This window comes from Chryseobacterium sp. MYb328, from assembly GCF_037572595.1.
In the GTDB taxonomy this organism is placed as follows: domain Bacteria; phylum Bacteroidota; class Bacteroidia; order Flavobacteriales; family Weeksellaceae; genus Chryseobacterium; species Chryseobacterium pennae.
Map to the genome: position 1 here is coordinate 15,077 of NZ_JBBGZQ010000013.1, position 14,375 is coordinate 29,451.

General features: G+C 37.2%; 7 protein-coding genes. 3 read left to right on the forward strand and 4 right to left on the reverse strand.

Features of this window, described 5'->3' with window-relative positions:
- The 3 genes from WH267_RS13785 to WH267_RS13795 form a co-directional block, all read right to left on the reverse strand.
- A complete protein-coding gene (locus WH267_RS13785; protein ID WP_340008996.1) occupies positions 1-3,159 on the reverse strand; it encodes a SusC/RagA family TonB-linked outer membrane protein in 3,159 nt (1,052 codons plus the stop codon).
- Between the two features lie 507 nt (positions 3,160-3,666).
- Positions 3,667-5,271, reverse strand: coding sequence for a hypothetical protein (locus tag WH267_RS13790; RefSeq protein WP_123321003.1), 1,605 nt, complete (start codon positions 5,269-5,271; stop codon positions 3,667-3,669).
- A 132-nt stretch (positions 5,272-5,403) separates the two neighbouring features.
- Positions 5,404-6,198, reverse strand: coding sequence for an SDR family oxidoreductase (locus WH267_RS13795; RefSeq protein ID WP_123320970.1), 795 nt, complete (start codon positions 6,196-6,198; stop codon positions 5,404-5,406).
- 402 nt (positions 6,199-6,600) lie between these two features.
- On the opposite strand from WH267_RS13795, the gene WH267_RS13800 reads away from it, so the two are divergent.
- The 3 genes from WH267_RS13800 to WH267_RS13810 all read left to right on the forward strand — a co-directional run bounded on the left by WH267_RS13800 (position 6,601) and on the right by WH267_RS13810 (position 12,993).
- Positions 6,601-9,489 carry a SusC/RagA family TonB-linked outer membrane protein gene (locus WH267_RS13800; protein WP_123320969.1) on the forward strand — a complete coding sequence of 963 codons (2,889 nt, stop codon included), beginning with the start codon at positions 6,601-6,603 and terminating at the stop codon, positions 9,487-9,489.
- Between the two features lie 26 nt (positions 9,490-9,515).
- Positions 9,516-11,024 (forward strand): RagB/SusD family nutrient uptake outer membrane protein, encoded by a 1,509-nt coding sequence (locus WH267_RS13805; protein ID WP_340009001.1) that lies wholly within the window; start codon positions 9,516-9,518, stop codon positions 11,022-11,024.
- Positions 11,025-11,166: 142 nt separating this feature from the next.
- Positions 11,167-12,993, forward strand: a complete 1,827-nt coding sequence (locus WH267_RS13810; RefSeq protein ID WP_340009003.1) for an alkaline phosphatase — start codon at positions 11,167-11,169, stop codon at positions 12,991-12,993.
- Positions 12,994-13,189: 196 nt separating this feature from the next.
- Here WH267_RS13810 and WH267_RS13815 read toward each other — a convergent pair whose 3' ends face one another.
- Positions 13,190-14,188 (reverse strand): phosphatidylinositol-specific phospholipase C, encoded by a 999-nt coding sequence (locus WH267_RS13815; protein WP_340009005.1) that lies wholly within the window; start codon positions 14,186-14,188, stop codon positions 13,190-13,192.
- Positions 14,189-14,375: the final 187 nt, after the last annotated feature.

Consider the following 14,375-nt stretch of genomic DNA (forward strand, 5'->3'; position numbering starts at 1 on the left):
TTAAAACTTAAGATTAAATCCGATTCCGAACCATCTGCTGGAAGGATCCTGAATGTCATTCGTAATGTCATCTTTTCTGCCTGTTTTGATTTGGAAATCAGGATCAGAATAAAGATTTTTGGATTTTTTCCACATTGCAAGATTATAAGCAGAAATATTGGCGGTAAATCCTTTGATCATTCCTTTTGGATTAAGTAAAGAAGAGAAATCATATTCCAGAACTACTGATCTCAGCTTGATAAAAGTTCTGTCGAAAACATTTGCAAACTCTTTACTTTCATCCTGCGTAACCCTTGCCTGGTAGGGATAGTTCTGTGCCCAGTCCTGGAAACTGATAGGTTTGGTATGTGAAGTATAAAGACCTGTTTCCGGATTATAGTTTACCCCGTCCGGTACAAAATAATAAGTTCCCGGCTTAGCATATTCAAGATCTCTGTAGGCTACAGAATTCGGATGTTTTCCTCCCCACCACATTTTTTCGACCACCTGAGATCTCATAATACCACCAATACTTCCATCAATTCCGATGTTCAAGGATAATTTTTTATACTTGAAGGTGTTGTTGAAACCAAAAGTCCAGTCAGGATTGAAGTGGCCCAGGTTACTTGGAGCATTAGCTCTGGTTGGCATTCCTGATTTAGCATCAAGAATTACTTTTCCATCCGGAGATTTCTGCCATGTATAATCATAGTAGCTATCCATTCTTTCTCCTAACTTGATATTGTTATAGTTAGGCATGTTATCATAAATAGAAGTCAGCTTTTGCTCATAAGTACTCCAGTTGATTAACGTCTTCCACATGAAATCCGAAGTCTTTATAGGAACCATTCCCAGGGAAATTTCGAATCCTTTTGTTGTGTATTCGTTACCATTCACATACTGAGAACTGAAACCTGATGATTCAGCACTTGGGAACTCGAGAATATTATTGTAATCCAGAGTTCTGAAGTAAGTAGCATCTAAAGTAATCCTGTTTTTGAATAAACCGGCACTTAATCCCAATTCGTAAGACTTTGTCTGTTCAGGTTTTAAACTGTTTTCAATATTCAGGATGGTAGGATAAAGATAGGTTGGGTTACCGTTAAAACTGATCCCTTTATTATTCGCATAGTAATTTTTGATCGAGTAAGGCTGGAAATCATAGGCTACTTTTGCCCATGAAGCGGAAAGTTTCAGCATATTGACTGCTTCCGGCATTTTAACAAGATTCGAGATTACTGCACTGATGGATGCAGAAGGATAGAAGTAAGATCTGTTAGCCTTAGGTAGAGTAGAAGACCAGTCATTACGTCCGGAAAAGTTGATGAAGAAAGCATTGTATAATCCAATGTCAATCGTAGAATAAACACTGTAGATCAGCTTTTCCTTCAGGTAAGTGTATTTTTTAATTGCTCCGATGGAGTTTTCAAAGTTGTAGAGTTCAGGAACTTTTAAGCCATCAGTAGACGTTTCATTGTTATTGTTTTTATAGTAAAATGTTGAACCTCCGGCATTGACTGTAAAGTCAAAATTCTCAGATATTTTTTTCTTGTAAGTTGCCAATACATCATAGTTCAGATTCCATGTTTTCAGATCTTTTACAATATATCCGCCACTTCTTGGGGCGCTGTAATTGAAATAAGAATAGGGGCTGAATATTTCGGTTTTGCTATGATTTTCAACCAGGGAAATTCTACCTTTTACAGAGAAATCCTTTGTTGCCTTATATTCTAATCCTGTTTGGGCATTAATGATGCTGGTTCTGTTTTGATTTTTATAATATTCAGCTCCGAACCACGGATTGTTGTACCATGCATAATTCCAGTTAGCCTGTGCTACACCTTCTTTTCCCGGAACCCACATGTGATTCTTTAAAGCTCTGCCGTCTACGTCACCTCCCATCCAGATCAGGATGGTATACATGTGTCCGCTTGGGTTATATTCGTAATTGGGAACGTTAGGAGTGAAAGCCTGATTGTAGTTGAATTTTGTATCAAAGATGAGTTTATCTCCCAGGTGATTTTCAGATGAGAAATTGATTCCATATTTCTGCAGATAAGAATTAGGGACTCTGTCATCATAATTCATGAAGTTCCCCGAAAACCTATATACATCTTTATTATTTCTATAACTGATTGCAAAATTATTGTTATTGATAATAGATGGCTTTAAAAAAGTATCCAGGTTATCATGGAATTTCCAGTCAATTGGGACTCTTTCGTATCTTGCTTTATCATTATACTGAGTGTCGGTTACTGCACCATACCAGGGGATAATCTGGCCGGTTGTTTTATCTCTGATAGGGCTGTTCCATTGAGCAATCTGCAGGCCGGGAACGAATTTTGGTCCCCAGATCATATCTCCGTCATTAACGCCACCGTCAGCACCATCCCAGAATTCATATTTTCCATGAGAACCGTTTCCATATTCGGTCTGAGTTTTTGGAAGATTGGTAAAGCCTCCGGTAATCATTGTATTTTGAGAAAATTCTACTGAGAAACCTTTCTTCTTTGCATTTTTTGTAGTAATCAAAATGGCGCCGTATCTTCCTCTTGAACCATACAGAGCAGATGCTGTTGCTCCTTTCAGTACATTGATATTTTCAATATTATTAGGATCTAAATTCTGAAAAACTTCCTTTTCTACAATTACTCCATCAATTACAAATACCAGATTGGAATTCCCTCTCAATGTAAACTGAGGTGCCTGCTGCATTCCCGTAGGGTTGGAAACATTCAGACCAGCTACCTGTCCTGAAAATAAATTTCCAATGCTTGGAGTGGTAATTGTTTCAAACTGTTTAGTTCCTACCTCCTGTGTAGAATATCCGATCTTTTCTTTTTTCTTAGCGATTCCCAGAGCAGTAATAACTACCCCTTCAATCTGTTTTTCATTGGTTTTCCTTAAAACAACAGAATATTGTTTTTTTGAGGAAACTTCCATAGTATAAACCGGAAAATCGGGTGAAAAGAATTCAAGAATATCTTTAGGATTAGCAGAAATGGTAAAATTCCCATTTTCATCTGTTGTAGCGGTTTTTCCTGTGTTTTTATCGGTAATATTTACCCCTGAAACACTGCTGCCATTTTCAGATTTTACATTTCCGGAGATGCTAATTTCCTGAGCTGTAATATATAAGGGAAGTAAAAAAACAGCAAACGTAGCTAGAGTTTTCTTCATTTTTTTTGAAAGCAAATTTAGCAGTGCACTATTACCTGAATTTTACGGCCATATTAAAATAAAAATACGATTTATATATGTTTAAACAGAAATAATTAATAAAATGGTAAAATAAGAAGAGTCTGTCGTATAGCTGTTTTTGCTTTATTATTGGGGCTGGAAGCTGGGAGTCAGAGGCTGGGGGTTATTCATGTTTTCAAAATAACTGAAACACTTTCTATTAGCTTCTGGTAATGGAGGAATTTTTAAATTATAGTGTTGGAAGCTGGGAGTCAGAGGCTGGGGGTTATTCATGTTTTCAAAATAACTGAAACACTTTCTATTAGCTTCTGGTAATGGAGAAATTTTTAAATTATACTGCCGGAAGCTGGAAGTAAGAGGGTGTGGCTTTTTTGAGCTCAGAAAATAATTGGAACATATTCCATTAGCTTTTTATCACAAGGCTGCTACTCAAAATAGTAACCTTACAGTCACTTCAAGCTTCCCGGATCCCGCTTCCATTCTCTGTTAAAATCTACTCAGAATTCCCCAGTGGATTTTTATATCATTGAATTTGAAAGGATTTCCAAACTCATTACCATTCGACAGCTGAAAGCTCATCAGCCCGATTGGGATGAAGAAATTAAAACCAAGTCCGACACTATAAAGCTTAGGCTTTACATTCAAAGATTTATTATTGAGCTGGCCATACTGTCCAAAGAGGTCAAAGAAAGCCTGATTGCCTATGAGATACCGGTATTCTAAACTTCCGTAATAATAAAAATCTGCGGCGAGGGAATTTTCATTAAACCCCCGCATAGAATTCCATCCTCCGAAGCGGTAAAGTTCATTGGCAGAAAACTCTATCTTAGAATCCATCATGGCACCTTCCCCTTTGATATTGAGGAAGTGGTTTCCTGAAATATGGTAATTATGCTCACCGGAGAAATAGAACTGATTTTGGGCAGCCTTTATATTTCCTTTGGTATAGGTCGTTGTCAGATAATCATATCCGGCAGTGATCTTTGTTTTGTGAAGAAAAAGATCAATATCGGTAGGTTCAGTCATTTCAAACCAGATCCCGATCCCTTTTTTGTTGTAGTCTTTCCCTATGGCGTACAAAGAATCTATAACGGTAGAAGTTTCCAATGTTGCACGAAGACCAAGTTTATTACGGTTATTGATGTGGTAGTAAAAAGCAGGAAGGAATTTTACGTTGGCAAAGGTAGAATCCTGTCTGTAGATATTCACCTTTGTATTCATTCCGATATTAGATTTAAAAAGATAAGGAATGTCTACCTGAAGATCAAAAGTCTGCCCTTTATCAGGGTTTCTCTGCCAATACAGATTGATCGCCTCAAATCCATTGAACATATTTCTGAAATTCACATTCATCGTCCCGTTTAAAGTGAATTTTTCAGACTTATCATTTCCAAAACCGATCACCCCATCAAAGGTATTGGTCTTTTTCTTCTGCAAAAACAGATATATATTGGTAGAATCTTTGGTAAATAAGGTCTGAGGCTGCCGGTCAAGCATAACAAAAGGATGACTCTGAAAGCTTTTGTTGATAGCTAAGAGGTTTTTGTCATCATAGTTTTTGCCTTTGAATTCCTTTTCAAGATTTTTAATGAACCTTTGTGGAACCTTATCATACCCTTTTACAACAAACCCGTTGATCGTTCTTTTATCATTTTTATTGATATCAAGTTCTACAACCGGATATCCATTTTTCTGTCCTTTGTATTTTGATTTGATCCTGCTGAAAGAATATCCCTCATCAATATAATTTTTATTGATGCTCTTCTTGGTGGAATCTAAATTTTTAGTAAAAAAATCTTTCTGAATTTTAAGTTTCTGAACAATAGAGTCGGAAAGATTTACATAGCTTTGATTAAAGTTTTTTCCTTTGTCAAAGAAAATTTCTGTACTGTCGCCTTTTATTTTTACCTCCTTCAGCTGGGTGAAAAAGTAATTGTTTTGAGCCAGAGAGTCCAGAAATTTTACTGCAGACGTGGAATCCTTTACTTTTTTTCTGACCTTGGTTTCCGTATCGATCAGCCAATACTGTTTTTTCTGCGCTTGTATAAAAACGCAGAACAGAACAAAAAATATTTTTAAAAGTAACTTCAAATTGCCATTCTGAATATAAATTGAAGGCTTGTGAACATCGTTCAAAAGCGAATGAAGAACCGCATAAAAATACAAAAAGATTCTTCACAGCATTTCATTCCGTTGAGAATGACAATGCGTTCTATCAATCAACTAATTTTTATCCAGTTTATTATATTTCTTCATTAAATTCTCATAAACACCCTGCGGAAGAATCCATTTTAGCGGAACTCCGATTTTCTGCCCGAATTTACCAAAATAATAATGAGCTTTCCATTTATTCTTTCCTAAAAGTTTCTCAATATATTCTGCTACTTCCAATGGTTCAGTTCCTTCATCCACATGGGAGTTCATCAGAGCATAGACTTTATCAAAAACATTTTTATATGGCTGAGAAACCTGAGCAATCACTCTGTTTTCTGCAATATTCGTTTTAATATCACCCAAATGCAGAGAACATACCTCAATATTCCAAGGGTAAACTTCGTATCTCATGGCTTCGGTTACTTTATCCAAAGCTGATTTTGAAGCGGAGTAAAATCCACGGAACGGCAGTCCCATTTCACTTCCGATGCTGGATACATTAATAATTTTTCCGAATTGGTGTTCACGCATCTTCGGAAGAACGGCACTCATCATCTGAACAGGGCCGGCAAGATTTAAGCTGAAAAGCTTTAGAATATCTTCTTTGGTAGAGTCTTCTACAGCCCCTACCATGCCCATTCCTGCATTGTTGATGAGAACGTCTATTCTGGTTTCTGTTTTCAAAACTTCTGCCATGGCATTCTGTACAGCGGAATTATCAGTAACGTCCGTAGGGATAGATTTGAAGTATTGGCTTTCTGTATATTTTCGGCTCAAACCATATACGTTGTGCCCTTTTTTACCAAAGTATTCGGCCAAAGCAAATCCAATTCCTGAAGAGGTTCCTGTGATGATAATGGTCATTTAATTCGTATGATTTTTTATTGTTTCATTTTTCTTACCCATCAATCACTGTTTTTCGATTGTCTGTGAGTACGAAAATCTATTTTCAGCAAATGTAAAAAAAGAAAAGGGAAGTCTGTAATTTATTAATCCCGAATACTTCTGTAGGAAAGAGGAAAACCTGTTCTTTCGTCTGGGTCTGATGGGTTCTAAACTTAAGGTAAAGTTAATCTTAGCTATGTATAGAATATCAATAGAATAATTACTTTAATAGTTTATCGTGTTGGAAATAAACAAGTTAATTTTTTGCTATAAAATCCAATATTCATGAGAAACTAAAATTTCTTAATAAAAACATAAGGAAATATTAATCTAACGGGAGGTAGGGCTGTTCTAATTTTGCATCTAATTAAAAAGGATGTCATGAATGTATTTAAAATCCCTGTCTCAGTAACATATTTAACGGGTAGGGTATTACTTATTGGTGCAATTTCAGCTTCACCGATGTTCCTCTCTCAAAAAAAAGACAGTTTAAAAGAAAAATCCATCGACGAGATTGTCGTTGTTGGGTACGGAACACAGAAAAAAAGTAAGGTTTCCGGTGCTGTTTCGGAGGCTTCATTGGATAAGCTTACTTCCAGATCTCTGTCTGGAGTAGGTGAAGTTCTTCAGGGAAAAGCTCCCGGAGTAACTGTAGTGAACGAAGGTGGTGATCCTAATGGCTCCCCTAAAGTAAATATCCGTGGTCTGGGTGGGGTGAATGGTGAAACCCCTCTTTATGTTGTGGATGGAGTTGTTTTTAACGGAACTCCTGCTATTAATCCTAACGATATTCAGGATATTTCTGTGCTTAAGGATGCTTCTGCTGCTATTTACGGAGCGAGGTCTTCCGGAGGGGTGATCCTGATTACCACAAAAAGAGGAAAAAAAGGAATACTGACTGTGGATTTTGATGTTAAATATGGAATTAATCAGGCATGGAAATTAAGAGAATCCTTAAATGCTGCAGAGTTCCAGGATGTAATGCGTCAGGCATATGAGAATGCAGGAAAACTGAGCAGTCTTCCACTGGCCTTCAATGCTGAGAAATATGCTGATGGAGGTATTACTAGAACCAACTGGATGAAAGATATCTTCCGTACAGGAACCATCCAGGAATACAATGTAAATCTTAGCGGAGGAAGTGATAAATCCAAATTCTTCGTAGGAATGAACCATAGAAGTCTTGAAGGAATTTTATTGAACACTCAGGCAAAACGATATAACTTCAGGGTAAACTCTGAACACAAAGTAAAAGACTGGCTGACGATTGGAGAGAATATGTATTATAATTACTCTGACGGAAATACAGCCAACACAAAGAATGGATATACAGGAGCTTTGGTTGCTGCTATGTATTACCCACCTAACGTTCCGATATATACACCATCAGGAGCCTTTTCAGGATTACCCATTGATGTGGCAGGAGGATATGGAGATATGATTAACCCGGTTGCTTATCTTAAAAGAATCAGCATTCAGAATCCTACCCATGAGATATTGATTAATCCTTATATCGAAGTTGCGTTAGCTAAAGATTTGAAATTCCGATCCAACTTTGCTCAAACATTTAAAATAGGAAATGTGAAAGAATTTACTTCCAGAGTGTTGGAGGTAGGGAAGATCTTCGATACCAACAGTTTGGAATATCAGAACAACAATGTATCTACCTCTCTTGCTGAGCAGCTCCTTACTTATAAATTCACAACGGGTAAACATAGTTTTGACTTTCTTGCAGGTTTAACGTTCCAGAAAACAACAGAGGATGGGTTCCGGGCAAAAACTTTTGATTTCAGAAGTGAAGCGGAAGCCTTCCGATATCTTCAGAATGCTGCGGATACTTATAGAGAAGCAGAAAGTTATAAATACAGAAGTGCTTTAACTTCTTATCTGGCAAGGGTAAACTATGACTATGCCGGAAAATATATGATCAGTTTACTGGGAAGGAGAGATGGAACATCTTTAGTCTCTAAAGAAAAACATTTTGCAGACTATTATTCCATTTCAGGAGCATGGATGGTATCCAAAGAAAATTTCATGAAAGATATTGTATGGCTCTCCAACCTGAAATTAAGAGGAAGTCATGGTATTTTAGGAAACCTTGGCGGGGTTTCTTACCAGGCAGTAAATCCGCAGATGATTCGTGATAATAACATTATTTTCGGACAGGATCCAACACAGAATATTGCTTACTACGCGAAGACAAGGCCTAATCCGGATTTAAAATGGGGAAAATCAGAACAAACCAACTTTGGGGTAGATGCTTCCTTCTTCCGTAACAGGCTTTCTATGCAATTTGATTACTTCGTGAAGAATTCAACTGATCAAATCTTCAATGTGAACCTTCCGAGTACAGCAACCTATGTAGATCAGTATGTAAATGCAGGGTTGTTTCAGGATAAAGGATATGAAATAGGAATTAATTTTAATGGTAAAAATACCGGAGATTTTACCTATTCAATCGGAGCAACTCTTAGTCAACTAAAAAATACGGTGAAGCAGTTGGCCGATGTGGATGAGATTTTTGTCAACAGTAATAACGTACGTGGAGTTCTGAAGCCTACCCGTATAAAAGTGGGCGAATCTCTTTATTCTTATTATGGTTATAAGACCGATGGGATTTTCCAGAGCCAGGCAGAAATTAACAATTATAAAGATGCTAACGGTAATCTTATTCAGCCTAATGCGAAACCCGGAGATATTAAATTCCTGAAAAAAGAAGGCAATACAGGAGCATTGAATAATAATGATTTTGTAAACCTTGGAAATCCATATCCAAAATTCTCTTACGGATTCTCTTATAACATGACCTGGAAAAACTTTGACCTTAACTTATTCTTTCAGGGTGTTTATGGAAACAAAATCTTCAACGGATTGAAATTTATTTCATTAAACCCAGGAGGAACAGGGCAGAATTATAATATGGACAGAGATATCCTGAATGCATGGACGCCTCAGAATACCAATACCAATATTCCAAGAGTGGTGCAGGGTGACCCAAGCGGTAATTACTCCAAAGTATCAGATTTCTATGTAGAAGACGGTTCTTATTTGAGGCTTAAAAACCTTACAGTTGGATATTCATTACCACGTGAACTTTACAAAAAACTTGATGTGAATAAAATCAGAGTGTATGTTACCAGCAATAACCTGTTTACCATTACCAAATATACAGGTTTTGACCCTGAAGTGGGAATGGAAACGTATGGTGTAGATACCGGGAGATATCCTCAGGCCCGTTCATTTATTTTCGGACTGGAAGTCGGGTTTTAATCTAAAACAAATTTAAAAGTAAAAAAATGAAGATTTTCAATACAATCATTTTAATAACAGGGCTGTCAGCATCAGTATTGTCATGTACCAATGAACTGAACATAGAGCCGGAAGGTACTCCAACAGAAGCTAACTTCTGGAAAAGTGAAAATGACCTTATTACAGGAGCCAATGCCATGTATAAACCACTTTCTGACAGTGAATTCTATGGAAGAGGTTTTTTCTGGTTTATCAATGCCAGTGACGATATGGTAACAGGAAGGTCGAAGAGTGAGGCAGATAATGTGAAGAATTTTAGCAGCAACTATATCGCAGCAGGAGATCTGGAGACTCAATGGAATAAAAGATATACAGTGATAGGGGTTGCTAACCGTGTGATCCGTAATGTGAATAATATTCAGGCTTCACAGGCCGTGAAAAACAAATATTTGGGAGAAGCATTGTTTATGAGCAGCAGAATGTATTTTGAACTTGCCTACAGTTATGGAAATGAAAAAGCAGGTATTCCTATCATAGACCGTACAAAAGAGCCGGATACTAATCCAATTCCAAGAACTGCCAATGTAATGGAAAACTACAATTACATTGTAAATGACCTGAAAAAAGCAGCAGAAATATTGCCTAGCCAGGAAGAACTTCCAGCTAAAGATTATGGAAGACCCCATAAAGCAGCAGCTTGGGCATTGTTGGCTAAAGTATATCTGTTTATGAAAGATTGGAAGAATGCAGAATATTGGGCAAATGAAGTAATGACCAAAGGAAACAGAAATTTACTGAATAATTTTGGAGATGTTTTTAAAGCTGAAAATAATTACAGTTCAGAATATATCTGGTCAGTACCAAGTACTACTAAATTTAATGGAGTAGGAAGTATCCTTCCGGGAGTAATGTTAGAAAACAAAGGTTGGGGAAAATATAACGGCTGGGGATACTTCCAGCCCACAAAAGAACTGTATGATGAATATGAAACAGGGGATCTTAGAAGAAGTGTAACCATCCTTAAAGAAGGAGATCAGTTTACTTTTGATGGGGCAGTAAGAACATATGCCAGCTCAAACTCCCTTACAAAATGCCAGTTCAATAAATATATGGATGCTTTCAAATATCCATTTAAAGATGGGCACGTAAATGCCAACGGAGATTATCCTTGTACAGATCTTTCTGTTCCCATTATGCGTTATGCTGAGGTAATCCTTATTAAAGCAGAAGCATTACTGATGCAAAATAAACCTGCAGATCAGGAAATCAATATGATCAGAAAACGTGCTGGTCTTACCTCAAAAAGTGGCTGTACTATGGCTGATCTGAAACACGAAAGACGTTGCGAGCTTGCTGGTGAATGGGCAGACAGACACAGAGACCTTGTGCGTTGGGGAGATGCACAGGCAACCTATGCTAAACCACTTCATGGTATGGATGGAAAAGAAGCTTGGGCAGCCAGAAACTTTAATCCGGCAGTTCATAATGTTTGGGCGGTACCACAGGTTGAGATTGTCAACAGCCATGGTATTATTAAACAAAATGAAGGTTGGTAAAATTTTAATCTTATATATCAGTCACGATATCATTGCAGGAACTCTGTGATGATATCGTGTTTTAAAAGGAAATATAGAATAACGATGTTAATGATATGAGTGATATTCTATTTTAACCTACAAAAACCATAAAAATTTACGAATGAAACTATCAAAAATATTGGGTTTGCTGGCCCTGGCAGTTTTCTCTGAAAACCAGGCGCAGAATTATTTGAATTATAATGTAGGAAATGCCCATTCTCACAATGATTATATGCAGGAGATTCCTTTTTGGCAGGCATATTATGCCAACTTCGGTTCTATTGAAGCAGATGTTTTTCTGGTGAAAGGCAAGCTTTGGGTGGCCCATACAGAAAAAGAACTTTCTGCAGACAGAACGCTGGAAAATTTATATCTGGATAATATTTCAAAACAGATCAAACTGAATAAAGGGACCATTTATCCGGATGCGAATAAAAAATTACAATTGCTGATCGATATTAAACAGGATTATAAAACGACTCTGGCTGCATTGGTTAATATATTGAAAAAATATCCGGAAATTACCAGTAATCAAGGGGTGAAAATAGTGATTACTGGTGGGAGACCTAAGCCTGTAGATTTTAAAAATTATCCAAATTATCTTTATTTTGATGGTGATCTGGATAGAACATATTCTGGAGACCAATTAAATAGAATCGGCATGTTCAGTGCAGATCTACCCGGGCTTGTAAAATGGAATGGAAAAGGAATTCCGAGGGATGAAGAAACGGAAAAGATCAGAAAAGCTGTAGACAAAGCACATGCCCAGCAAAAGCCGATGCGGTTCTATGGCGCTCCGGATTTCCCTAATGCCTGGGTGAATCTGATGGATATGGGAGTGGATTATATCAATACCGATCATATTCCGGATCTTAAAAAATTTATGAACAGCATTCCGAAGAATTATTATAAAAATACGAAGGAATATGTAACTTATACACCCACTTATAAAACAGACGGAATCAGTAAAAAGGTAAAAAATGTAATCCTTTTGATTCCGGACGGAACTTCCTTACCACAATATTATGCTGCGTTTACTGCCAATAAAGGGAAACTGAATGTTTTTAATATGAAAGCTACAGGTTTGTCTAAAACCAATTCATCCAATGCCTACGTTACCGATTCTGCACCGGGATCTACAGCATTTGCTACAGGTGTAAAGACTAAAAATACATTTGTTGGGGTTGATGCTATGGGAAAAGCGCTGGCTCAGATTCCTGATATTATTGCTTCTAAAGGACTAGTATCCGGATTGATCTCTACAGGGGATGTAACTGATGCAACTCCAGCAGATTTCTATGCCCATTCTGACAACAGAAACAGTTCAGAACCTATTCTGAAAGACTTTGCTACCTCCAAAACCAAATTTCTGATTGGAGGCCCTACGAGCGGATTGACACAGGAAACGGAACAAAAACTTAAAGAGGCAAAAGTAGACCTGTATCATAACCTTAAATCGGCCGGAAAAATAAATAATAAAACCCTGGTTATTGATCCTCTGGCTTCACAAAGAATCACCAACGGAAGAGCAAACTGGCTGGCTGAGGCTTTTGATCTTACCTTAAATGATCTGAAGAATAATAAAAAAGGATTCTTTATGATGGTGGAAGCTTCCCAAACCGATGGCGGTGGACACAGCAATAATATAGAACAACTTGTCACCGAATTGCTGGATTTTGACCATGTGGTAGGAAAAGCTATGAAGTTTGCAGATGAAAATAAAGAAACATTGGTCATTGTGGTAGGAGATCATGAAACCGGTGGCCTAAGCCTTCTGGACGGAAGCCTGAAAGATGGTTGGATATTCGGAAACTTCAGTACCAACGACCATACCTCTATTCCTTCAAGTGTTTTTGCCTATGGTCCGAATTCTAAAGAGTTTACAGGACTGTTTGAAAATACAGAAATTTTCAACAGGATCATGGCCGCATACGGAATTGAAAAATAACTGAACTTATTCAATGTATACTTTTAATAGAAATGTAGTCTTTAGCAGCTAAAGACTGCATTTTTTATTTGTTGTAAATGTTGCTTCATTGAATACTCATAAAATAAAAATCCTTGTAATCTTCTCAAGCTGCAAGTATAAAAAAGCTGCCTCCAATAAGAGGCAGCTTCACGATTACAATTTATATTTAATTACACTAAAAATTAGTTTTTACAATCAGTTCAGCCAGTTCAGTGTTTACAAAATCAACAGGCATGATTCCATAAGAACCTTTTGTATTGCTTTGGAAGAATGTTTTAAGTTTAGGATTAATCGCATTGGAAACCGTAGGAATACTTGGGATTCCGAAGATTCCGGGCTTATAACCACTGGTGAAATTGATGAATAGTCTGTTACTGCTGCTGCTGCTTTTGGCTTCATTGAAAAGATTGGAAATTCCGTTCCATTTATCATCATTATTGGACACCTTATAATAATCCTGAATCTTAAGCTGAGCCCCAGGATTATTGATTTCAAAAGTGGTATTATCTGCCCATGAAGTAGCATTAATTCCTTTAGATGCTCCGGATGAAAACCGTCTGAGTAATTTAATCTTTCCTCTTACTTCTCCAAGAGTAGGAATAGTTGTTCCAAGATCCCATTTTGAAGGATTTTTCTGAATGTATGAATCAAAAGTGCTCTCAAAACTTCTTGTGGTATTGGAGGCATCATGTTCTTCTTTTACAGACATGATAATGGTTTCTGATGGATGGCTTGCCAGGAAAGCATAACAAGCATTAAGAACATCATCAAAATTTAAATTCTGGTAAATAGCACCATGATGGATCGTAAATGAATTATCAATATGTCTGCAACGGATATCCAGGAATCGAACTCCTGCATTCAGCTGTTCAGCAATACTGAGGTTTTGTGTCTTCGCTGTACCTGTTACTACAGGGGCATCTATACGCGCTCCGGAATCATGGGTGCCGGGAATGGAAATTTTTGAAATTGAAATATTATCCTGCAATCCAGCCATCCAGCTGTTCATTTCTACAGGAACAAGAGCCATTTTATAGCTCGATTTGTTGAGAGGATTAAGACCTGTTTCATTGGAATCCCTTTCTACTACTCCTTCTGAGCAGGAAAAGAAAACTGTTGCAGTGGCAATGCTAAAGGTAAAAATTTTTACATATTTCATGTGGTGCTTGAACATAGTTTACATTTTAATTGGAGCTAAAATTAAGAATATGTCAAGCAGGTAGGAGTTAATTTAACTTTAAAAGATGATTAAATTGTTGTATGGAAGGTAGGAAGCTGGGAGCTGGAAGAGGGAAGTACTTTGAGTCGAGGATGAGGTATTTTCTTTTTTATATACTGAAATAGCAGATCAAAAGTCTGCT

Coding starts and splice junctions, on each gene's coding strand:
- WH267_RS13815 (WP_340009005.1), bottom strand. CDS start 14,188: ATGTTCAAGCACCACATGAAATATGTAAAAATTTTTACCTTTAGCATT.
- WH267_RS13785 (WP_340008996.1), bottom strand. CDS start 3,159: ATGAAGAAAACTCTAGCTACGTTTGCTGTTTTTTTACTTCCCTTATAT.
- WH267_RS13795 (WP_123320970.1), bottom strand. CDS start 6,198: ATGACCATTATCATCACAGGAACCTCTTCAGGAATTGGATTTGCTTTG.
- WH267_RS13800 (WP_123320969.1), top strand. CDS start 6,601: ATGAATGTATTTAAAATCCCTGTCTCAGTAACATATTTAACGGGTAGG.
- WH267_RS13810 (WP_340009003.1), top strand. CDS start 11,167: ATGAAACTATCAAAAATATTGGGTTTGCTGGCCCTGGCAGTTTTCTCT.
- WH267_RS13805 (WP_340009001.1), top strand. CDS start 9,516: ATGAAGATTTTCAATACAATCATTTTAATAACAGGGCTGTCAGCATCA.